We start from the raw sequence: 21,726 nt of genomic DNA on the forward strand, positions 1-21,726 counted from the left end.
ACGCGAGCGAGCCGGACGTCGATGTCTTGAGTAAACGCTGGAGTGGTCAAAGGTAAAGCATAATCAAAGGGTTAGTCTGCCAATCGTGATGTATGTTCAAGCCGTACGTTGAAGATTAAGCGCAAAAATGTCGAACGAATATGAAAGGCCGATGAAAAACCCGTTTATTTGGCGGGCAGACAGCAAGTGTTCAGATAAACACTTGGGAGGATAACCGCTTCTTTATGTAGCCCTCATCAGTAAGTCATTTATCGCGACAATTAGACGTATCGCGACCCTGATTTGGTACGAATGCCCGACCTGCGTTAGACTCGGGATTCACTGAACGACAAATACCCAAGCTAAACAGAGGCTTAGTCCAGATATTTAATCTGAAGGCTGATCTATTTTGACCGAGATTTCCCGTAATCCCCTGACGCTCTATCTTTCACGCCTTGCGCCTTCCAGCCAATTGACCATGCGCTACGTGCTGCAAGACGCCGCCGACCGCCTGGGTTACGAAGAAATAAACCTGGAAGACATCGACTGGCACCTGTTGCAGCCAGAACACGTGATGGCGTTGGTGGCGGTGTTGCGCGAAGACGGCTATGCGCCGAACACATCGTCGCTCTACGTCAACGCTGTGCGCGGCGTGATGAACGAAGCCTGGCGCATGAGTTTGATCAGCCAGGATCATCTGTTGAAGATGCGTTCGGTCAAGGCTGCGCCGGGCACGCGCTTGAGCCAGGGTCGCAACCTGCGGCGCAGCCTGATCCGGGAGTTGATGGAAGTCTGCGCCGCCGACCCGCGTCCTCAAGGCCTGCGTGATGCAGCGGTGATTGGCATTCTGTATGGCTCGGGGATGCGCAAATCGGAGTCGGTCAACCTTGAACTGGCGCAGGTCAACTTCCAGGAGCGCAGCCTGAATGTCATCGGCAAGGGCAACAAGCAACTGATCAAGTACGCTCCAGCCTGGGCCTTTGCCAAGTTAGAGGCGTGGCTGGCGTTTCGCCGCGAACAGTTGAAAGAGGGCGAGGTGGACGACAGCTTCCTGTTCAACCGCATTCGGCGGGGCAGCCACATCACCCGTGAGCGCATCACCAAGCACGCGATCTACTACATTGCGCGTCAGCGCGGCGCGCAGGTAGGGGTGAAGATCATGCCGCATGATTTCCGCCGCTCGTTTATTACCCGGGTAATCGAGGAACATGATTTGTCGATTGCGCAGAAGCTGGCGCATCACACCAATATCCAGACCACGGTCAGTTATGACGTGCGTGATGACAATGAGCGGCGACGGGCAGTGGATCGGTTTGATCTTTGACGCACAGGATCGGCGTGGATCCCGCCCTCACCCCAGCCCTCTCCCGGAGGGAGAGGGGGCCGATTGGGGGATATTGACGAGTTACATAGACCTGGGCCAGCAGCCGGGAATCCACAATTGACCCAGCGTCCCAGGTCGTGGACTTTCTCGGCATACCTCGCTCGGTTCGCAACGATTGGGGATATTGACGAGTTACAGCGACCTGGGCCTGCAGCCGAGCATCCAAAATTGACCCAGTGTCCCAGGTCGTGGACTTTCTCGGCATACCTCGCTCGGTTCGCAACGATTGGGGGATATTGGCGAGTGACAGCGGCCTCGGTCTCGCTTGATATCCATAATCGACGCGGTGCTGCAAGTCGCTGATTTTCTGCGCACACTTCGCTCAGTTCCCTCTCCCTTTGGGAGAGGGCTAGGGTGAGGGGCGGATTCAAGCCTTAAAGAATCGGCTTGCCGCCGGTCACCGAATACCGCGCACCCGAGATGTAGCTGCCTTCATCCGAGGCCAGCAGCACATAAATCGGCGCCACTTCCACCGGTTGTCCCGGACGGCCCAGCGGTGTCTGGCTGCCGAAGTTCTGCACCTCTTCATCCGGCATGGTCGAAACGATCAACGGAGTCCAGATCGGTCCCGGCGCCACGCTGTTGACCCGGATCCCCTGGCTGCCGAGCATCTGCGCCAGCCCGCCGGTGAAGTTGGCGATGGCGCCCTTGGTGGTCGCATAGGCCAGCAGTGTCGGCTTGGGCATGTCCGAATTCACCGAACTGGTGTTGATGATCGATCCTCCGGCTTTCATATGCGGCAGCGCGGCCTTGCAAATGCGAAACATCGCGGTGATGTTGATATCGAAGGTCTTGACCCATTCCTCGTCGGAAATCTCCTCGAAAGTTTCGTGACTCATCTGAAAGGCCGCGTTGTTCACCAGCACGTCGATACGCCCAAACTGCTCCACAGTCTTGTCGACCAGCGCCTGGCACGTGGCTTTTTCGGCGATATCCCCCGGCAGCAGCAGGCACTGGCGGCCGGCTTCTTCCACCCAGCGAGCGGTCTCGCGCGCGTCGTCGTGTTCATCCAGGTAGGCGATGGCCACATCGGCGCCTTCGCGGGCAAAGGCAATGGCCACCGCACGCCCGATGCCGCTGTCGGCGCCGGTAATCAGCGCAATCTTGTTTGCCAGTCGTCCAGATCCGCGATAACTCTGCTCGCCGCAGTCCGGGTAGGGCTCCATCTTTTTTTGCGAACCGGGAACGGTCTGGGCCTGGGCGGGGAAGGGAGGGCGTGGGTAGTCAGTCATCTGAAGTCTCCATCGATCACAGTGGGTTTAGGAATTAGTAATTTTCCCGGCAGCGATAGTTGGAAAGGATTGCCCTTCACTCCGACGAATGGTGTTCCGGGGGTTTTGCGTTCCCCTCATCAAAAAAAGATTGAGTATTCACACAAAATGTTATTTAAATAACAAAACAATAGCGTCACGCGCCGTCCGGCCGTGCCTGCAACAAGGTGGATAGCAATGAGCAAGATCGCAGTCATCGGCAGCAATATGGTGGACCTGATCACCTACATCGAGCGCATGCCGGCCCAGGGTGAAACCCTTGAAGCGCCGGGCTTTGCCCTTGGTTGTGGCGGCAAGGGCGCCAATCAGGCGGTGGCTGCGGCCAAGCTGGGCGGCGACGTGCTGATGCTGAGCAAAATCGGTGACGACATGTTCGCCGACAACACCCTGGCCAATTTCCAGCGCTTCGGCATCGACACCCGTTATGTGCAGCGGGTGCCCGGCGTTTCCAGTGGTGTGGCGCCGATTTTCGTCCAGGCGGACTCCCACAACAGCATTCTGATTGTCAAAGGCGCCAACGCGCATTTGCTGCCGGCCGATATCGACGCCGCAACCGCCGATCTGCGCGATTGTTCGCTGATCGTGCTGCAACTTGAGATCAACCTGGCCACGGTCTATTACGCCATCGAGTTTGGCCGCACGCATGGCATCCCGGTCTTGCTCAATCCCGCCCCGGCCCTGTCCGGCCTGAGTGCCGAGCACTTGGCGCAACTGGATTTCCTGGTCCCCAACGAATCGGAGCTGGCGCTGATCACCGGGCAGGTCGTCGACTCGGTGCAAGCGGCCCGCGCGGCGGCACGCACGCTGGTGGCCAGCGGAGTTCGCCACGTCATCGTCACCCTCGGCCAGGCAGGCGCGCTGTACGTGGGCGAGGAGGGCGAGTTCCAGGTCGACGGCCTGTGCGTAGAGGCCCGGGATACCACCGGCGCCGGGGATGCGTTTATCGGTTGCTTTGTCCGGCACTGGAGCCGTGACGGCGACATTCGCCAGGCCATGCAACAAGCGGTGGCCTATTCCGCGTACTCGGTCACGGGCCTCGGCACACAGACGTCTTACCCCGACCTCGAAACCTTCGTGCGTTTCCAGCAACAGTCGTAACACCCCAACCCAGCCCGGAGAACAATAATGAACAAACCTGCGCTGCAACAGACACCCGATGGCTTCTACCTGAACCGCACGCCCTGGTTCGCCTTTATCCTGCTGTGCAGCATTTTTGCGCTGTGGGCCGCGGCGGCGAGCATGAATGACGTGTTGATCGCGCATTTCAAGAAAGCCTTCATGCTCAGCGATTTCCAGACAGCATTCGTGCAGTCGGCGTTTTACCTGGGCTACTTTTTCGTGGCGATTCCGGCGGCGATGGTGGTGCGACGGTTCAGCTACAAAAGCACCATCCTGATTGGCCTGTTGCTGTACATGCTGGGTTGCCTGCTGTTTTTTCCGGCGGCTTCCACGGCCAAGTACGGCATGTTTCTATTGGCGCTTTTCGTGATCGCCGCGGGCCTGTCGTTCCTGGAGACCGCGTGTAATACCTACTCGACGTTGATGGGCCCACGGGAAACCGGGACCCGGCGCCTGAATATCTCCCAGACCTTCCACCCGTTCGGGGCGATGGCCGGGGTGTATGTCGGCAGCTTCGTGATGTTCAAGGAGACCGACGCTACCACCGAACAACTGGCCCAAATGAGCGCCTCCGAAGCGGCCGTGCAGCAACTGCAGATGATCCAGTCGACGTTATTGCCCTATAAATGGATGATCGCGGTACTGATATTGATGTTCATCCTGATCGCCATCACGCGCTTCCCGGCCTGCAAGGGCAACCAGAAAGTCGACCAAAAGCGCGGCAGCCTGGGGCAAAGCCTCGGCCGGCTGTGGCGTAACCCGCGTTTCACCTTTGGCGTGCTGGCGCAGTTTCTCTATGTCGGCGCCCAGGTCGGCGTGTGGAGTTTCACCATCCGCCTGGCGATGCAAATGGGCGGCATGAATGAGCGCAGTGCTTCCTGGTTCCTGTTGACCACCTTCGCTGCCTACTTTGTCGGCAAGTTGATCGCCAACCTGCTGATGCGTCGGCTGCACCCGGCCAAGGTCCTGGCGATTTACGGGGTGCTGTGCATTGTGTTGCTGGCCTACACCATCCTGGTGCCGAATATCTCGGCGGTGTACGCGGCGGTCGGGGTGAGCATTTTCCTCGGGCCGTGCTGGCCAACCATCTACGGCCTGACGATCGACGGCCTGGGTGAGGACACCGGCGTGGGTGGCTCGCTGTTGGTGATGAGCATTGTCGGCGGCGGGGTGATTCCGATCTTCCAGGGGCTGCTGTCGGATGCCACGGGCGGCAACATGCAGTTGGCGTATAGCGTGCCGCTGCTGTGCTTTATCGTGATCGTGATGTATGCCCTCAAATGCCTGCGTCATTCCAGCACAATGCCCGCAGGCGCGGCGGCGGTCGCCTCATGACTACGCGTATCCCGCTGTATCGAGCGCTGTTCGGCGAACAGGAAAAGCTCGTGTTGCAGTCGGCGGACTTCAAGGTCAGCGCCTGGACCTATACGTCCGGCGTATTGGCCCTGAGCCTGGAAAACAGCCGGGGCCGGCTGGTGGTGTTGCCGTATCAGGGGCAGATGATCTGGTCGGCGGTATTCGACGGTTGCGACCTGACCATGACCAACCTGTTTGATCAGCCCAGGCCGAGCCCAACGGTGATCGGCACCTACGGCTGTTTCATGTTCCACAGCGGCCTGCTGCGTAACGGCTGCCCGGCGCCCGCGGATGATCACGCCTTGCACGGAGAGATGCCGTGCGCGGCAATGGACAGTGCCTGGCTGGAGGTCGGTGAAGGTTTCCTGCGCCTGGGCGGTGAATATGAATATGCCCAGGGTTTCGGCGATCGCTATCGGGCGCAACCCAGCGTGACGCTGCGCACGGGTTGCGCGCTGTTCGATATCGGCATGAAGGTGACCAATCTCGCCGGCAAGCCCATGGACCTGATGTACATGGCCCACATGAATTACGCATACGTCGAGGGCGCTCGTTTCGTCGAACCGTTTGGCATGCAGCGTCTGCGCTTGCGCAGCAGTGTGCCGGACCATGTCAAGCCGACCCCGGCGTGGAGCGCTTATATGGCGCAACTGGCCGAGCACCCAGCGCAGTTGGCGAGGCTCGAACAGCCGGCGTTGTATAACCCGGAGATTGTGTTTTTCTTCGACGAGGTGGGCACGGACGCCGAGGGCCAGGCCCATTTCCTGCTGGATCATCCCGACGGGACCGCGTTCTATACGCGCTATCGGCCCGAACAGTTCGAGCATGCGGCACGCTGGATCCTGCATAACCCCGATCAACAGGTGGCGGCGTTTGTCTTGCCGGCCACCTGTGAACCGGAGGGTTACAGCGCCGAGAAGGCCAAGGGCAATCTGCGCTCGCTGGCGGCCGGAGCCAGCACCGCGTTCAGCGTGACCACTGGCTACCTGAGTGCCCGGGAGCGCCAGGCATTACCGGGCTAAACCAGCAATTGTGCGCCGTTGGCCTTGATCGCGTCCTGGTACAGGCGCGGGATTTTTTTGTCGCTGACCACGTACTGGAAGTCTTCCAGCGCGGCGAAGTGAGCGGTGCGCACCGTGTCGAACTTGCTGAAATCGGCCAGCAACACCCGCTGGCGGGCCTGGCGCAGGACCTTTTGCTTGACCTCGACTTCATTGAAATTGAAGCAGGTCACGCCCAACGCCTGGCTGACCCCGGCGGCGGAGACGAAGGCCCAGGTCAGCCGCACACTGTCGAGGATGGCGCTTTCGGCACCGCTTTCAAACACTTGGTTCTGGCGGTGAAAGGTGCCGCCACACATCACGATGTGACAGTTGGGTTTGTTGTACAGCTTGAGCAATACGTTCAACGAACTGCACACGGCGGTGAATTCCAGCTCGTCGGGGAGGAAATCAATCACAAACGGCGTGGTGGTGCCGCAGTCGAAAAAAACCGTGTCACCGGGCTGGATCAGGCGCGCGGCGAGCTTGCCGATGCGGCGTTTCTCTTCGACATGCCGGGTGTCTTGATCGGCCACGCGATAATCGCCAGCGTCACTGCCTACACGCGTGATATAGCCGCCTAAAAGGCGCAGATGCTCACTGAAGTGGTTCAGGTCGCGGCGCAAGGTCATCTCGGAAACATCCAGCAGGGCCGCCATTTCCCGCAGGTGAATGGCGCTCTGGTCCTGCAGGGCTTGCTGGATAAGCTTGAGTCGCTCGGCTTTTTTACTGTCCACGGGCATTCCAGGGCTTGATTAATGATGTTATGCAAGTAACATTAATTGTGATTATTGTAACGTATCTGTGCGCTCACCCGGTAGGGTGACGCATGACCATTGGCAACATACAGGCAAGGGCACGCTAAATGAAGAATCTTCAACCCACAGCATTGGCCAGCTACATCGATCACACCCTGCTGGCACCGGATGCTTCCCGTCGGCAAGTGCGCGCGCTGTGTGAAGAAGCCGTGGAACATGGCTTCTATTCGGTGTGCCTGAACTCGGCGCAGGTGCCGTATGCGGCGACCTGCCTGACCGACGCCGCAGTAGTGATTTGCGCAGTGGTCGGCTTCCCGCTCGGCGCCGGTTTGAGCGACAGCAAGGCTTTTGAAGCCCGGCGCGCAATCGAAGCCGGGGCACGGGAGATCGACATGGTGCTCAATATCGGCTGGCTGAAAGACGCTCTGCTGGAAATGGTCCGGGACGACATTGCGTTGGTGCAGCAGGCCTGTGGCAGCGTGCCTTTGAAGGTCATCCTGGAAACCTGCCTGCTTACCGATGAACAGAAGATCCAGGCCTGTGAAATCTGCCGTGAACTGGGGGTGGCCTTCGTCAAGACGTCCACCGGATTCAGCCACCGTGGAGCAACGCTCGAGGACGTGGCGCTGATGCGCAAAGTGGTGGGCGAGGGCGTCGGGGTCAAGGCCTCGGGCGGAGTGCGTGACTATCCGACGGCAGTCGCGATGATTGAGGCCGGCGCGACGCGGCTGGGCAGCAGCTCCGGGATCGCGATTGTGGGAGCTGGGGCGACTGTCGCCAATGGCTATTAACCCGACCCCTTCAAACCATTCATCCTCGCCATAACGCCTATTGGAACGCCGCCAGTTCCTCTTCGGCGAGGATGCTGATGTGGCGTCGCTCCATGGCGATCAGGCCGCTGTCCACCAGGCGATGCAGAATCCGCGAAAAGGTTTCCGGCTGAATCCCCAGCTTCGACGCCACCAATCGCTTGGAGGTCTGCAAGACAATCTGGCCGGTGACCGGATGGCGCTCCTGGAACAGAAAATGGATCACCCGACGGCTTGCGCTCGCCATGGTCAAGGTGTCGATGTCGCGCAGCCGCAGGTGCAAGTGAACGCTCATGTTCGCCAGAATCGCCAGGCAGACTTTCGGCTGGTCCTCTAGCGCATTGCGATAATGGTTGCCCTCGATGCTGACGAGCACGCTGTCTTTCAAGGCGGTGGCGCTCACCGGGTACAGGCGGGCCTGGCTGAACAGCAGGGCTTCGGCGAAGGTTTGCCCGGGCTGGATGATTTCCACCAGGTTTTCCTGACCTTCGCCCGTCAGCCGGTACAACTTGACTTGGCCGCTGACCAGCAGGAAAAAGCGCTTGGCGGGGTCGCCCTGATGCAGGAGCGTCCGGTGACAGGGCAGGCGCTTGAGCACGGCCAGCGCGCAGACTTCCTCGAAGACTTTCTCCGGCAACTGGCTGAACAGATGATGACCGCGCAGCGTTAAAACGATGGAAGGGTGAGTCAGCATGGGTACCTCCGCTGACGGTCATAGTAGACAGCAGCGGCCGGTTGACCTATGCCTCTGCCGGCCTACCTCCAAGGAGGCATGCTCGTCAGCCGGTACTGCGCATGTGTTCCATGGCCCACACGGCGGCCTCGACCCGCGAACGCAGGCCAAGTTTGTGCAGCAGGTTCTTGACGTGCACCTTGACCGTCCCTTCGGTGATGCCCAGCTTGTGCCCGATAACCTTGTTGCTGAAGCCGCCGGCGATGGTCTTCAACACTTGGCGCTCGCGTTCGGTCAACTCCACCACGGCCTGGCGCGGCGGCGAACGCAACGCCTGGGCCATGACCTGGGTCAGGCCGGGGCTGATGACCAGCGCGCCGTCCAGGGCATCGCGGATGTACTGGATCAACAGTTCCGGTTCCATATCCTTGAGCAGATAACCGTCGGCATCCAGGCGCAGGGCGTCGCGAATATCGTCTTCAGCATCGGACACCGTGAACAGCAGCACTTTACCGGTGTAGTGCATCGCGCGTAATCGGCGCAGGGTTTCAATGCCATTCATCTGCGGCATGTTGTTGTCGAGCAATACCAGGTCCGGTTGCAGCGGCTCGATGAGCTTGAGCGCTTCTTCGCCATGATTGGCTTCGCCGACGATCAGGAAGTCAGCCTCGAGTTCGAGCATCTGGCGGATGCCGCGGCGCATCATCGGATGGTCATCGACCAGCAGGATTCTACGGTGGGGGGCGGGAGTCATGTGACGCTACCTTCTGTGTGCTGTCCGAGAAACTCCGGATGGAATTCCAGCTGGATGCGGGTGCCTTGCGGCGCCCTGGAAAAAATCTGCAAGTGCCCGCGCAAGCTGCGTGCCCGTTCATCCATGATGTTCAGGCCGTGGTGTTCGCGCTGATCGACATCGCCGCTGAAACCGCGTCCGTCGTCTTCGACCGAGAGCCGCACGGTTTCACCGTCCTGGCGCAATTCCAGCCAGGCATTTTGCGCATGGGCATGGCGCAGGCAGTTGGAGAGTGCCTCGCGAGTAATCTGCAAAATGTGGATCTGTTCGCTGGCCGAGAGTTGAAAAGCCAGCGCATCGACGTGCAAGTGCACCTGGAATTCGCCACGGCGGGAAAACTCCTCGGCGGTGTCCTTGAGTTCCTGCACCAACCCGGCTTCATGAATCTGTAAACGAAAGGTGGTGAGCAATTCACGCAACTGGCGATAGGCAGTGTTCAGCCCTTCGCGCAATTCGGCGGTGACGGTTTCCAGGGTCTGCACCGGTTCACCGCGACGCATCAGAGTCTGCATGCGGCTGACCTGCAGTTTCATATAGGACAAGGCCTGGGCCAGTGAATCATGCAGCTCGCGGGCGATGATGGTGCGCTCTTCCAGCAGCAGCAGGCGATGATCCTGTTCCCGTTGGCGCTTGAGCGAGAGCGAAGTGCCGATCAGGTTGGCCAGCGCCTGGATCAGTTGCGTCTCCCAGGCTTGCGCGGCGTGGCCGTCGACAAAGTGTGCCTTGAGTTCTCCCAGTTCGCTGCCCTGATTGCTGATGCTGAACGTTTGCGGCGGCGCATCCTGGTGTCTGCGGCACGTGGCGCAATCGCTGCTGGCGCAGACTTGACGAATGTTTGCGCCATGCAGGGCAATCAATTGCTGGGCCGGCGCCTGCGTCTCGCCTTGCAGGCACAGCGACAGGCGCAGGCCAGGCAGACGTTGCTGGAAGCGCCGGATCAATTCACCCAGTCCTTCGGCATTCGCCAGGCGCGTAGCCAGGCTGCGGCTGCTTTGATACAGCAACTCCAGGGCAGCGTTGGCCTGTTGCAGGTTCAGGGTCTTTTGCCGGACCTGACGCTCAAGGGTGCGATGGGACTCTTCAATCGTCTCGGCCATCGCGTTGAAGCTCGTGGCCAACTGGCCCAGTTCATCCTGGGACTGATGGTTGACCCGGACCTTGAAATCCCCGCGTCGAAAACGCTGGGTCGCATCCACCAACTCTTTAAGGGGCGTGACGACACCGTACTGCAACTCGTACAAGCCAAGCAGCAGAACAATCATCGTGGTAAACAGCGCCATGCCCTGGATCACCTGTTGCCAGCTTTGTTTCTGTTCGCTCTGGCGTTGCAGCAGGCTGACGAACTGGTTCAGTTGTTCAACGAACGGCCGGGCTTGAGCCTGAAAGGCCTGGGCATCGCCGCGCTCCAGGGCCGGACGCAATGCCTCGTTCCATTGTTGCTGGATTTGCCCGTAGCTGATCTGCAGCGCGGTGGTCGGGCCATCTTCAAGCACGGCCTTGAGTGACCGGCTGTTGAGTCGCCGTTGCAGGCTGTCGGTGATGTCGCTGATTTCTTCCCTGGCGGCCCCGGTGGCGAGTTTCCAGCTCAGGTGGTAGGTCTCCATGCGCACGGAGCCTGCGGTGTTGATGGCGGCGGCATCACCCTGGCTGAACCAGGCGATCAGGCCAGCGCTCAACGAGCTGGCGAGGGCGAGCACGGCGATCAGGATCACCGCCAGCCCGGCGCGCGCGGGCAAGGAACTGCGCAACCAGCGAATCATCGGCGCAGGTCCGTACAAAAGACAGGAAAGCAGAGCATGCACAGCTCCAGTGGGAGGTTTGCCACCGATCCTCGGCGCGCTACCTCTAAAGAGTTGTCGAGGCTTCCCTGTCGACAGAACGCTGACCAGAAAAAGCTAATACGCTGATAAACAAAGGGTTTCAGGCTTTTTTTGGGCTACCTCCTTGGAGGTAGGCAGTACAAGCATAGGCCTATGCCCCCAGGGGCTTCGTTGACATGGATCAAGTTTTTGCGGGGTTGCTCTCTCTAGTCTGCCGCCACGGCTAACTGACTGGAGAGCATTGTGACCCAACCCCGTGTGCGACAAGGCTTGGTGCTGGGCATGAGCACCCTGGCCTTCACTGTCTGTTTTATGGTCTGGATGCTGTTTGCCGTGCTCGGGGTACCGATCAAGGAACTGCTCCAACTCAACGAGACCCAGTTCGGTCTGTTGGCCGCCACGCCGGTCTTGACGGGTTCACTGGTGCGCCTGCCGTTGGGATTGCTGACCGACCGTTTTGGCGGGCGCAGTGTGTTCTTCCTGCTGATGCTGTCCTGCGTGGCGCCGCTGTACCTGATCAGCCACGCCACCGCTTATTGGCAGTTCCTGGTCCTGGGCCTGTTCGTCGGCCTGGCCGGCGGCTCGTTCTCGGTGGGGATTGCCTACGTCGCCAAATGGTTCGACAAGGAGAACCAGGGCTTCGCCATGGGGATCTTCGGTGCCGGCAATGCCGGTGCGGCCGTGACCAAGTTTCTCGCGCCTGCATTGATCGCCGCCGGCAGTTGGCAGCTGGTGCCGAAAGTCTTCAGCGCGATTCTGTTCATTACCGCGCTGTTGTTCTGGTTCCTCAGCGCCGAAAACAAAGACCACCGCAGTGCCGCGGGCGCCACGTTGCGTGAGCAACTGCACGCGCTGAAGGATCCTGCGGTGTGGCGTTACTGCCAGTACTACTCGATTGTCTTCGGCGGCTACGTGGCGCTGGCGCTGTGGATGACCCAGTACTACGTGCAGGAATACGGTTTCAACCTGCAAAGCGCGGCGCTGCTGGCGGCGTGTTTCTCACTGCCGGGTGGTGTGCTGCGTGCCGTCGGCGGCTGGATGTCGGACCGCTGGGGCGCACAAAGCGTGACCTGGTGGGTGCTGTGGGTCAGCTGGATGTGCCTGTTCCTGCTGTCGTACCCACAGACCCAGTTGCAAGTGCAGACCATCAACGGCCCGCTGGACTTGCACATCGGCCTCAATCCCGTGCTGTTCACCGTGTTGCTGTTCGTCATGGGCATCGCCTTCGCGTTCGGCAAGGCCTCGGTCTTCAAATACATCGCCAATGACTACCCGCACAACATGGGCGCGGTGTCCGGCATCGTCGGCCTGGCCGGTGGCCTGGGAGGTTTCGTGCTGCCGATCATGTTTGGCGCCCTGGTGGACCTCACCGGCGTGCGCTCTTCCTGCTTCATGTTGATGTACGGCGTGGTCTGGGTCTCCCTCACCTGGATGTACTTCAGCGAAATTCGCAAAAAACCGCTGCTCGGTAAAAAGCCACCGCGGACCTTGCCCCCGATTTCCAGCATTGCCCAAGGAGAAGAACATGTCCGTTCTACAAAAGCCTGACAAGGGCCCGGTCATTCATGACTGGCGCCCCGAGGACCCCGTGTTTTGGGGCAGTAGCGGCAAACAGACCGCCACGCGTAACTTGTGGATCTCGATTCCCGCGCTGCTGTTGGCCTTTGCGGTGTGGATGGTCTGGAGCACGGTGATCGTGCGCCTGAACGCTATCGGTTTCACCTTCAGTACCGACCAGTTGTTCTGGCTCGCGGCGTTGCCGGGGCTGTCCGGCGCGACCTTGCGCGTTTTCTACTCCTTTATGGTGCCGATCTTCGGCGGTCGTCGCTGGACCGCGCTGAGCACCGCGTCACTGCTGTTGCCCTCGATCTGGATGGGCTTTGCCGTGCAGGACACCAGCACCTCGTACGGTGTGTTCGTGTTCATTGCCTTGCTCTGCGGGTTTGGTGGCGGCAACTTTGCTTCGAGCATGTCCAACATCAGCTTCTTTTATCCCAAGTCCCAGCAGGGGACAGCCCTCGGCCTCAACGCCGGACTGGGCAACCTGGGCGTGTCGGTGATGCAATTCTGTGTGCCGCTGGTGATCACGTTCGGCGTGTTCGGCTTTATTGGCGGCCATCCGCAGGTGCTGCCGGATGGCGATCAATTGTGGTTGCAAAACGCCGGGTTCATCTGGGTACCGTTCATTGTCCTGGTGACGCTGCTGGCCTGGTTCGGCATGAATGACCTGTCCAGCGCCCGGGCCTCGTTCAGCGAGCAGGCGGTCATCTTCAAACGCAAGCACAACTGGCTGATGTGCTGGTTGTACCTGGCCACATTCGGCTCCTTTATCGGTTTCTCCGCCGCGTTTCCGCTGCTGATCAAAACCTCATTCCCGGATGTCATTGCCTTGAAATTCGCCTTTCTCGGCCCGCTGGTCGGCGCCCTGGTGCGTCCATTGGGAGGATGGCTGGCCGACAAGCTCGGCGGCGCGAAGGTCACCCTGTGGAACTTCGTGCTGATGATCGCGATGGTCTTCGGCGTCTTGCACTTCCTGCCGCAAAACGGTTCAGGCGGCAACTTCTACGGTTTCCTCGGCATGTTCATGCTGCTGTTCATCACCACCGGTATCGGCAACGGTTCCACCTTCCGGATGATTCCGGTGATCTTCCGCACCCTGCATGAAAAAGCCGCGGCCGGAAAACCACCGGCGGTGCGCGAACAGGCGTTCAAGGCTGCCGGCAAGGAGTCGGCCGCGGTCCTGGGCTTCAGTTCGGCGATCGGCGCCTTTGGTGCGTTCTTCATCCCCAAATCCTTCGGCACTTCGATGGCCCAGACCGGCGGCCCGGAGATGGCGTTCTACATGTTTGTCGGTTTTTACCTGAGCTGCATCGTCGTGACCTGGTGGTGGTACGCGCGCAAAGGCGCGGCGACACCCTGCTGAGACGCCCCCGAATCCAACCATTGCGTGGGCGGGGCACAGAACCCCGCAGCAAGCCTGAGAGGACTACAACGTGAGTCATTTACTGGATCAACTACGGTTCTTCAATCGTAAGCAAAACGAGTTTTCCGACGGTCATGGAGAGACCCGCAAGGAGTCTCGCGACTGGGAGAACGTCTACCGTTCGCGCTGGCAGTACGACAAGATCGTGCGCTCCACCCACGGGGTGAACTGCACCGGGTCTTGCTCGTGGAAAATCTACGTGAAGAACGGCCTGATCACCTGGGAAACCCAACAGACCGACTATCCGCGCACCCGCAACGATCTGCCCAACCATGAACCGCGTGGCTGTCCGCGTGGCGCCAGCTACAGCTGGTACATCTACAGCGCCAACCGTCTCAAGTACCCGAAAATCCGCAAGCCGCTGCTCAAATTGTGGCGTGAAGCGCGCCTGACCCTGCCGCCAGTAGAAGCCTGGGCCAGTATCGTCGAGGACAAGGTCAAGGCCGACGCCTACAAGAGCAAGCGCGGCATGGGCGGCTTCATCCGTTCCAACTGGGACGAAGTCAACGAAATCATCGCCGCTTCCAACGTCTACACCATCAAGCAGTACGGCCCGGACCGCATTGTCGGTTTCTCGCCGATCCCGGCCATGTCGATGGTCAGCTACGCGGCCGGTTCGCGTTACCTGTCATTGATCGGCGGCGTGTGCCTGAGCTTCTATGACTGGTACTGCGACCTGCCACCGGCTTCGCCAATGGTCTGGGGCGAGCAGACCGATGTGCCGGAATCGGCCGACTGGTACAACTCCAACTACATCATCGCCTGGGGTTCCAACGTCCCGCAGACCCGCACCCCGGATGCGCACTTCTTTACCGAAGTGCGCTACAAGGGCACCAAGACCGTGGCCATCACCCCCGACTATTCGGAAGTGGCCAAGCTCACCGACCTGTGGCTCAACCCCAAGCAGGGCACAGACGCCGCGCTGGCCCAGGCCTTCAACCATGTGATCTTCAAGGAATTTCACCTGGACAAGCCGAGTGCCTATTTCACCGAATACGCCAAGCGTTTCACCGACTTGCCGGTGCTGGTAATGCTCAAGCCGATGCTCGGCACCGCGCCAGGCGCAGGCTTTCAGCCTGATCGCTTCCTGCGCGCTTGCGACCTGACCGGCAACCTCGGCCAGGACAACAATCCGGAATGGAAAACCATCGCTCTCGACGAGCGCGGTGAGCTGGTCTCGCCACAAGGTTCAATCGGTTATCGCTGGGGCGAGAAGGGCAAGTGGAACATTTTGCCGAAGGAGGGCGGTGAAGGGCGCACGATCGACCTCAAGCTCAGCCTGATCGGCGACGACGTCGCCGAAGTGGCGTTCCCGTATTTTGCCGGCGAAGCCCACGAGCATTTCCAGCACGTGGCGGGCGATGCCGTGCAGTTCCGCCGGGTGCCGGTGCACAGCGTGACCCTGGCTGACGGCAGCGTGGCCAAGGTCGCCACGGTGTTTGACCTGTCGGCGGCCAACCTGGCCATCGACCGTGGCCTGGGTGGCGGCAACGTAGCCAAGGACTACGACGACGCCGGCGTACCGGGCACCCCGGCCTGGCAGGAAGCGATCACCGGCGTCAGCCGCGAGAAAGCCATCCAGATTGCCCGTGAGTTTGCCGACAACGCCGACAAGACCAAGGGGCGCTCGATGATCATCGTCGGCGCGGCGATGAACCATTGGTACCACATGGACATGAACTACCGTGGGCTGATCAATATGCTCATGCTCTGCGGTTGCGTGGGCCAGACCGGCGGCGGTTGGGCGCATTACGTGGGCCAGGAAAAACTGCGCCCCCAGTGCGGCTGGTTGCCTTTGGCCTTCGGCCTCGACTGGAACCGTCCGCCACGCCAGATGAACGGCACCAGCTTCTTTTACGGGCACAGTTCGCAATGGCGTCACGAAAAGATGAGCATGCACGACGTGCTCTCGCCACTGGCCGACAAGTCACAATTCCCGGAACACGCACTGGACTACAACATCCGCGCCGAACGCGCCGGCTGGTTACCGAGCGCACCACAGCTGAACACCAACCCGCTGCACATTTGCCGCGACGCCGCAGCGGCCGGCATGGACCCCAAGGACTACGTGGTCAAGTCCTGGCAGGACGGCAGCCTGCGCTTCGCCTGCGAGCAACCGGACAGCCCGGTGAACTTCCCGCGCAACATGTTCATCTGGCGCTCCAACCTGCTGGGTTCTTCCGGCAAAGGGCATGAGTACATGCTCAAGTACCTGCTCGGCACCAAGAACGGGGTCATGAACGAAGACATCGGCCACAGCACCGAATGCAAGCCTACCGAGGCCGAATGGGTCGAGGATGGCGCCATCGGCAAGCTGGATCTGGTGACCACCCTGGACTTCCGCATGTCCTCGACCTGCGTGTATTCCGACATCGTCTTGCCGACCGCCACCTGGTACGAAAAAGACGACATGAACACCTCGGACATGCACCCGTTCATTCACCCGCTGTCGGCGGCGATTGACCCGGCGTGGGAATCGCGGTCCGACTGGGAAATCTACAAGGGCATCGCCAAGGCCTTCTCGGCCATGTCGGTCGGCCACTTGGGTGTCGAAAAAGACCTGGTCACCGTACCGCTGATGCATGACAGCGTCGGCGAACTGGCCCAGCCGTTTGGCGGCACCGATTGGAAAAGTGCCGGCGTGGCACCGCAACCGGGCAAGAATGCGCCAAACATGGCGGTGGTGGAACGCGACTATCCGAACATCTACAAGCAGTTCACGTCCCTCGGCCCAATGCTGGAAAAACTCGGCAATGGCGGCAAGGGCATCAACTGGAACACCGACGAGGAGGTCGAGTTTCTCGGTGAGCTCAATCACCACGAAGGCGACGCCGGCATCAGCCAGGGTCGGCCAAAGATCGACACGGCAATCGACGCGGCCGAGGTAATCCTGTCCCTGGCCCCGGAAACCAACGGCAAGGTTGCGCTCAAAGCCTGGGCGGCGCTGTCCGAGTTCACCGGTATCGACCACAGCCACCTGGCCATTTCCAAGGCCCATGAAGCGATCCGCTTTCGCGATATCCAGGCGCAGCCGCGCAAGATCATTTCCAGCCCGACCTGGTCCGGCCTCGAGGACGAACACGTCAGCTACAACGCCGGCTACACCAACGTTCACGAAAACATCCCGTGGCGCACCATTACCGGCCGCCAGCAGTTCTACCAGGATCACCCGTGGATGCAGGCCTTCGGCGAGCAGTTGATGAGCTACCGGCCGCCGGTCAACACCCGCACCATCGAAGGCGTCAAGGGCAAACGCAGCAATGGCGAAACCGAGATCGTCCTGAACTGGATCACCCCGCACCAGAAGTGGGGCATTCACAGCACCTACAGCGACAACCTGCTGATGCTCACCCTGAGCCGTGGCGGACCGATTGTGTGGCTCTCGGAAATCGACGCCAAGCGCGCCGGGATCGAGGACAACGACTGGATCGAGTGCTTCAACGTCAACGGCGCCCTGACCGCACGTGCGGTGGTCAGCCAGCGGGTCAAGGAAGGCATGGTGATGATGTATCACGCCCAGGAACGCATCGTGAACGTGCCGGGGTCGGAAACCACCAAGACCCGTGGCGGGCACCACAACTCGGTGACCCGCGTGGTCCTCAAGCCGACCCACATGATCGGCGGGTATGCCCAGCAGGCCTACGGTTTCAACTATTACGGCACGGTCGGTTGCAACCGCGATGAGTTCGTCGTGGTGCGCAAGATGGCCAACGTCGACTGGCTCGATGGTTCCACCGGCGATGACCTGCCGCGTCCACTGCCGACCGATATCGAGGAGAACTGAGATGAAGATTCGCTCACAAATCGGCATGGTCCTGAACCTGGACAAGTGCATTGGCTGCCACACCTGTTCGATCACTTGCAAAAACGTCTGGACCAGTCGCGAAGGCATGGAGTACGCCTGGTTCAACAACGTCGAAAGCAAGCCCGGGATCGGCTACCCGAAAGAATGGGAAAACCAGGACAAATGGAAGGGTGGCTGGATCCGCAACGCCAACGGCACGATCAATCCGCGTATCGGCGGCAAGTTCCGCGTGCTCGCCAACCTCTTCGCCAACCCCGACCTGCCGAGCCTGGACGATTACTACGAGCCGTTCGACTTCGATTACCAGCACCTGCACACCGCGCCCCTGGGCGAGCATCAACCGACCGCACGCCCGCGTTCGGTGGTGTCCGGCAAGCGCATGGAAAAAATCGAGTGGGGCCCGAACTGGGAAGAAATCCTTGGCACCGAATTCGCCAAGCGCCGCAAGGACAAGAACTTCGACAAGATTCAGGCAGACATTTACGGCGAGTACGAAAACACCTTCATGATGTATTTGCCGCGCCTGTGCGAACACTGCCTCAACCCGACGTGCGCGGCGTCATGCCCAAGCGGGGCGATCTACAAGCGCGAGGAAGACGGCATCGTCCTGATTGACCAGGAAAAGTGCCGGGGCTGGCGCATGTGCATCAGCGGCTGCCCCTACAAGAAAATCTACTTCAACTGGAAGAGCGGCAAATCCGAGAAGTGCATTTTCTGCTACCCGCGTATCGAAGCCGGGATGCCGACCGTTTGCGCCGAAACCTGCGTCGGGCGTATCCGCTACCTCGGTGTGCTGCTGTATGACGCCGATCGCATCAGCGAAGTGGCGAGCACCGCCGATGAACAGGACCTGTACGAGAAACAACTGGAGCTATTCCTCGATCCAAACGACCCAGCGGTCATTCGCCAGGCCCTGGAAGACGGTGTACCGCAATCGGTGATCGATTCCGCCCAGCGTTCGCCGGTCTACAAGATGGCCGTGGACTGGAAACTCGCGCTGCCGCTGCACCCGGAATACCGCACCTTGCCGATGGTCTGGTACGTACCGCCGCTGTCGCCGATCCAGAACGCCGCGACTGCCGGCACCGTCGGGATGAACGGGGTCATTCCCGACGTCGACAGCCTGCGCATTCCCTTGAAGTACCTGGCCAACCTGCTGACGGCGGGCGATGAAAAACCGGTGAAGCGTGCGCTGAAACGTTTGCTGGCGATGCGCGCCTACAAGCGCTCCGAGCAGGTCGATGGGGTTCAGGACCTGCAAGTGCTGGCGGATGTCGGCCTGAGCGTGGCGCAGGTGGAAGAAATGTATCGCTACCTGGCGATCGCCAATTATGAAGACCGCTTTGTCGTACCGAGCGCCCACCGTGAAGACGCCATGAGCGACGCCTTCGCCGAACGTTCCGGTTGCGGTTTCAGCTTCGGCAGCGGTTGCAGCGGCAGTTCCGACACCAACATGTTCGGGGCCAAGAAAGCCAACCGCCGCGACATCCTGAAAACCGTCCAGCTGTGGGAGGACTAGGCATGCAAATTCTCAAAGTGATTTCACTGCTGCTCGATTACCCGACCGAAACACTGGTCAACGGTCGCGAAGAACTGGAGCAGGCGATCATCCAGTCCCGGGAAATCAGCCCGAAACAGCGCGGTGCGCTGTTCGAGCTGATGGCGCTGATATGCGCCCATGACCTGATGGACGGGCAGGAACACTACGGTGCACTGTTCGGTCGCGGCCGCTCGCTGTCGCTGCTGTTGTTCGAGCATGTGCACGGCGAGTCCCGCGATCGAGGCCAGGCCATGGTCGACATGATGGCGCAGTACGAAGAGGCCGGTTTTGCCATCGGCGTCAAGGAACTGCCGGACTACATCCCGCTGTACCTGGAGTTCCTGTCCACCCGCGAAGACATCGAGGCCCGCGAGGGCCTGGCGGATGTTGCGCATCTGCTGGCGTTGCTCGCGGCGCGCCTGGAAGAGCGTGAAAGTGCCTACGCCAGTTGCTTCCGGGCACTCCTGCAAATTGCCGGGGCCGAGCCCCATCAGGCCGTGGCCGAACTGCGCGCGCAGGTCGCCGCGGAACCACGCGATGACTCCCTCGAAGCCCTCGACAAGGTCTGGGAAGAGGAGGCCGTGGACTTCCTCCAGGCCGAGCAGCAGGACCGTTGCGGTTCGCTGCCAAGCGCACCGGGCAAGGCCCGGGAAGAAAGCGCGGTGCCATTGCACTGGGTCGATTTTCAGCATGAAGGGCCGGCCGCCGTGCCAGCCAAGGAGGTAGGCAATGTCTAAATGGGATCTGTTGTTGTTCGGGATCTATCCCTATGTCGCCTTGGCGATCTGCCTGATCGGCAGCTGGGCCCGCTTCGATCTGTCGCAATACAGCTGGAAGGCAGGTTCGAGCCAGATGCTCAACCCGCGCGGCATGCGTGTGGCGAGCAATTTGTTCCACGTAGGCGTGCTGTTCGTGCTGGCCGGGCACTTCGTCGGGCTGCTGACGCCCGCGTCGGTGTACCACCATGTGATCAGCACTGAGAACAAGCAACTGCTGGCGATGGTGTCTGGCGGGTTCTTCGGCCTGTTGTGCCTGATCGGCCTGCTGATGCTGATCAATCGGCGGCTGACCGACCCTCGGGTCCGCGCCACGTCCAGCCCATCCGACATCCTGATTCTGCTGGTGTTACTGGCGCAGTTGCTACTCGGCCTGCTGACCATCGTGGCGTCCACCGGGCACATGGATGGTTCGGTGATGGTGATGCTCGCCGACTGGGCGCAGAACACCGTGTTGTTGCGGCCGATGGAAGCGGCGGCCTCGATCGCCCCGGTCGGGCTGACCTACAAGCTGCACGTGTTCCTCGGCCTGAGCCTGTTTGTGCTGTTCCCGTTCACTCGCCTGGTACACATGATCAGCGCACCGATCTGGTACCTGGGACGCCGTTATCAAATCGTTCGGCAGAAATTCTGAGGAGACACGCATGTCAAGTGGATGTGGATGTGGCGGCGGTACTGGGGGCAGCGGTGGCTGCGGTTCTTCAAAAACAACCGAGGATGTCCCACGCATCAAACCGGTCGTGGAGGCCCAGTTTGAAGCCCTCCCGGCCGAACCCGCGGCGGCCGCTGACGCCCCGGCGCAGTTGATCGCCAGCAGCGAACAAGAGTGGCCGGTCATCAGTGTCAACGAGGTGCTGATCACGCCGGAGGCGATGGCGCAGGAGCTGCAATATCACCCCGCCGAAAGCCGTGAAGAAGCGGTATTTCTGGCGGCCAGGGCGCTGGTGATCCGCGAGCTGTTGCAGCAGCGCATCACCGAACTTGGGGTGTCGATGGAGGTCGGCGCGGGTGAGAACGAAGAAGAGGCCGCCACACGCCTGCTGCTCGAACGTGAGGTGCACGTGCCGCAGTGCGACGAACACACCTGTCTTCGTTACTACGAAAACAATCGCGGACGTTTCCACAGCGCACCGTTGCTGGCGGTGCGGCATATCCTGCTTGAATGCGCGCCGGACGATGCCGAGGCCCGCGAGCTGGCGCAACAACAGGCGCAAATCCTGCTGCAGCGCCTGGGTGAGTTCCCCGGCAGCTTTGCTGAACTGGCGGTTAAATATTCGGCCTGTCCGTCCAAGGCTCAGGGCGGTTCTTTAGGACAGATCAGTAAAGGCCAGACCGTGCCTGAACTGGAGCGCCAGCTGTTCAACCTGACACCGGGGCTGGCCAGTAAGCCCTTGGAAAGCCGCTATGGCTGGCATGTGGTCAGTGTCGATCAGCGGATCGAAGGCATGCCATTGCCTTATGAAGTGGTGTCGACGGCGATCCGCACGCAGTTGCAACAAGGCGTCTGGCAAAAAGCCTTGGTGCAGTACCTGCAAACCTTGATCGGTGCGGCGGATATTCGCGGTATCCATTTGCAGGGCGCCGACTCACCGCTGGTGCAGTGAGTCCTAAACGGGGAGG

The 21,726-nt window shown here is 60.5% G+C and carries 17 protein-coding genes; 12 read left to right on the plus strand and 5 right to left on the minus strand.

Annotation, left to right across the window (positions count from 1 at the left end):
* Nucleotides 1–388: 388 nt before the first annotated feature.
* Complete coding sequence (locus tag AC6CIA_RS00775; RefSeq protein ID WP_498310179.1) at nucleotides 389–1,303, plus strand: site-specific integrase; 915 nt, start codon at nucleotides 389–391, stop codon at nucleotides 1,301–1,303.
* Between the two features lie 434 nt (nucleotides 1,304–1,737).
* On the opposite strand, the gene AC6CIA_RS00780 is transcribed toward AC6CIA_RS00775, so the two are convergent.
* Nucleotides 1,738–2,595: an SDR family oxidoreductase gene (locus AC6CIA_RS00780; protein WP_498310180.1), complete on the minus strand. Its 858-nt coding sequence runs from the start codon at nucleotides 2,593–2,595 to the stop codon at nucleotides 1,738–1,740.
* A 216-nt stretch (nucleotides 2,596–2,811) separates the two neighbouring features.
* On the opposite strand from AC6CIA_RS00780, the gene rbsK reads away from it, so the two are divergent.
* The 3 genes from rbsK to AC6CIA_RS00795 are packed head-to-tail and all read left to right on the plus strand — an operon-like array spanning nucleotide 2,812 to nucleotide 6,131.
* Nucleotides 2,812–3,732: a ribokinase gene (gene rbsK, locus AC6CIA_RS00785; RefSeq protein WP_498310181.1), complete on the plus strand. Its 921-nt coding sequence runs from the start codon at nucleotides 2,812–2,814 to the stop codon at nucleotides 3,730–3,732.
* Between the two features lie 27 nt (nucleotides 3,733–3,759).
* On the plus strand, nucleotides 3,760–5,088 hold the full coding sequence (gene fucP, locus AC6CIA_RS00790; RefSeq protein WP_498310182.1) for an L-fucose:H+ symporter permease: 1,329 nt from the start codon (nucleotides 3,760–3,762) through the stop codon (nucleotides 5,086–5,088).
* Nucleotides 5,085–6,131 (plus strand): aldose 1-epimerase family protein, encoded by a 1,047-nt coding sequence (locus AC6CIA_RS00795; protein ID WP_498310183.1) that lies wholly within the window; start codon nucleotides 5,085–5,087, stop codon nucleotides 6,129–6,131. Before fucP ends, AC6CIA_RS00795 begins: the two co-directional genes overlap by 4 nt.
* Here AC6CIA_RS00795 and deoR read toward each other — a convergent pair.
* Complete coding sequence (gene deoR, locus AC6CIA_RS00800; protein ID WP_084376741.1) at nucleotides 6,128–6,886, minus strand: DNA-binding transcriptional repressor DeoR; 759 nt, start codon at nucleotides 6,884–6,886, stop codon at nucleotides 6,128–6,130. The genes AC6CIA_RS00795 and deoR overlap by 4 nt on opposite strands.
* 128 nt (nucleotides 6,887–7,014) lie before the next feature.
* On the opposite strand from deoR, the gene deoC reads away from it, so the two are divergent.
* On the plus strand, nucleotides 7,015–7,698 hold the full coding sequence (gene deoC, locus AC6CIA_RS00805; RefSeq protein ID WP_498310184.1) for a deoxyribose-phosphate aldolase: 684 nt from the start codon (nucleotides 7,015–7,017) through the stop codon (nucleotides 7,696–7,698).
* A 37-nt stretch (nucleotides 7,699–7,735) separates the two neighbouring features.
* On the opposite strand, the gene AC6CIA_RS00810 is transcribed toward deoC, so the two are convergent.
* The 3 genes from AC6CIA_RS00810 to AC6CIA_RS00820 all read right to left on the minus strand — a co-directional run bounded on the left by AC6CIA_RS00810 (nucleotide 7,736) and on the right by AC6CIA_RS00820 (nucleotide 10,942).
* Nucleotides 7,736–8,410: a Crp/Fnr family transcriptional regulator gene (locus tag AC6CIA_RS00810; RefSeq protein WP_498310185.1), complete on the minus strand. Its 675-nt coding sequence runs from the start codon at nucleotides 8,408–8,410 to the stop codon at nucleotides 7,736–7,738.
* A gap of 85 nt (nucleotides 8,411–8,495) precedes the next feature.
* Nucleotides 8,496–9,143: a two-component system response regulator NarL gene (gene narL, locus AC6CIA_RS00815; RefSeq protein WP_498310186.1), complete on the minus strand. Its 648-nt coding sequence runs from the start codon at nucleotides 9,141–9,143 to the stop codon at nucleotides 8,496–8,498.
* Nucleotides 9,140–10,942, minus strand: a complete 1,803-nt coding sequence (locus AC6CIA_RS00820; RefSeq protein ID WP_498310187.1) for a HAMP domain-containing protein — start codon at nucleotides 10,940–10,942, stop codon at nucleotides 9,140–9,142. The genes narL and AC6CIA_RS00820 overlap by 4 nt, the downstream gene beginning before the upstream one ends.
* A gap of 303 nt (nucleotides 10,943–11,245) precedes the next feature.
* Between AC6CIA_RS00820 and AC6CIA_RS00825 the strand changes: the two genes are divergently transcribed.
* The 7 genes from AC6CIA_RS00825 (at nucleotide 11,246) to AC6CIA_RS00855 (ending at nucleotide 21,710) form a co-directional block, all read left to right on the plus strand.
* Nucleotides 11,246–12,550 carry an MFS transporter gene (locus AC6CIA_RS00825; RefSeq protein ID WP_498310188.1) on the plus strand — a complete coding sequence of 435 codons (1,305 nt, stop codon included), beginning with the start codon at nucleotides 11,246–11,248 and terminating at the stop codon, nucleotides 12,548–12,550.
* A complete protein-coding gene (locus tag AC6CIA_RS00830; protein ID WP_498310189.1) occupies nucleotides 12,528–13,925 on the plus strand; it encodes a NarK family nitrate/nitrite MFS transporter in 1,398 nt (465 codons plus the stop codon). Before AC6CIA_RS00825 ends, AC6CIA_RS00830 begins: the two co-directional genes overlap by 23 nt.
* Before the next feature lie 70 nt (nucleotides 13,926–13,995).
* Entirely contained in the window at nucleotides 13,996–17,769 is a 3,774-nt protein-coding gene (locus AC6CIA_RS00835; protein ID WP_498310190.1) for a nitrate reductase subunit alpha, read from the plus strand.
* Between the two features lies 1 nt (nucleotide 17,770).
* The gene (gene narH / locus AC6CIA_RS00840) at nucleotides 17,771–19,309 is read left to right on the plus strand and encodes a nitrate reductase subunit beta (RefSeq protein ID WP_498310191.1); all 1,539 of its coding nucleotides are present in this window, start codon (nucleotides 17,771–17,773) and stop codon (nucleotides 19,307–19,309) included.
* Between the two features lie 2 nt (nucleotides 19,310–19,311).
* Nucleotides 19,312–20,067, plus strand: a complete 756-nt coding sequence (gene narJ / locus AC6CIA_RS00845; RefSeq protein ID WP_498310192.1) for a nitrate reductase molybdenum cofactor assembly chaperone — start codon at nucleotides 19,312–19,314, stop codon at nucleotides 20,065–20,067.
* Nucleotides 20,060–20,740, plus strand: a complete 681-nt coding sequence (narI, locus tag AC6CIA_RS00850; RefSeq protein ID WP_498310193.1) for a respiratory nitrate reductase subunit gamma — start codon at nucleotides 20,060–20,062, stop codon at nucleotides 20,738–20,740. The genes narJ and narI overlap by 8 nt, the downstream gene beginning before the upstream one ends.
* Before the next feature lie 10 nt (nucleotides 20,741–20,750).
* Nucleotides 20,751–21,710, plus strand: a complete 960-nt coding sequence (locus AC6CIA_RS00855; protein WP_498310194.1) for a peptidylprolyl isomerase — start codon at nucleotides 20,751–20,753, stop codon at nucleotides 21,708–21,710.
* Nucleotides 21,711–21,726: the final 16 nt, after the last annotated feature.

The sequence above is a fragment of the Pseudomonas sp. GQ91 genome (genome assembly GCF_059758795.1).

Excerpts from the sequence above, each read along its gene's own strand:
- AC6CIA_RS00810 (WP_498310185.1), bottom strand. The coding sequence starts at position 8,410 with ATGCTGACTCACCCTTCCATCGTTTTAACGCTGCGCGGTCATCATCTG.
- narH (WP_498310191.1), top strand. The coding sequence starts at position 17,771 with ATGAAGATTCGCTCACAAATCGGCATGGTCCTGAACCTGGACAAGTGC.
- AC6CIA_RS00780 (WP_498310180.1), bottom strand. The coding sequence starts at position 2,595 with ATGACTGACTACCCACGCCCTCCCTTCCCCGCCCAGGCCCAGACCGTT.
- rbsK (WP_498310181.1), top strand. The coding sequence starts at position 2,812 with ATGAGCAAGATCGCAGTCATCGGCAGCAATATGGTGGACCTGATCACC.
- deoC (WP_498310184.1), top strand. The coding sequence starts at position 7,015 with ATGAAGAATCTTCAACCCACAGCATTGGCCAGCTACATCGATCACACC.
- AC6CIA_RS00795 (WP_498310183.1), top strand. The coding sequence starts at position 5,085 with ATGACTACGCGTATCCCGCTGTATCGAGCGCTGTTCGGCGAACAGGAA.
- narJ (WP_498310192.1), top strand. The coding sequence starts at position 19,312 with ATGCAAATTCTCAAAGTGATTTCACTGCTGCTCGATTACCCGACCGAA.
- narI (WP_498310193.1), top strand. The coding sequence starts at position 20,060 with ATGTCTAAATGGGATCTGTTGTTGTTCGGGATCTATCCCTATGTCGCC.
- fucP (WP_498310182.1), top strand. The coding sequence starts at position 3,760 with ATGAACAAACCTGCGCTGCAACAGACACCCGATGGCTTCTACCTGAAC.
- narL (WP_498310186.1), bottom strand. The coding sequence starts at position 9,143 with ATGACTCCCGCCCCCCACCGTAGAATCCTGCTGGTCGATGACCATCCG.
- AC6CIA_RS00855 (WP_498310194.1), top strand. The coding sequence starts at position 20,751 with ATGTCAAGTGGATGTGGATGTGGCGGCGGTACTGGGGGCAGCGGTGGC.
- AC6CIA_RS00820 (WP_498310187.1), bottom strand. The coding sequence starts at position 10,942 with ATGATTCGCTGGTTGCGCAGTTCCTTGCCCGCGCGCGCCGGGCTGGCG.
- AC6CIA_RS00830 (WP_498310189.1), top strand. The coding sequence starts at position 12,528 with ATGTCCGTTCTACAAAAGCCTGACAAGGGCCCGGTCATTCATGACTGG.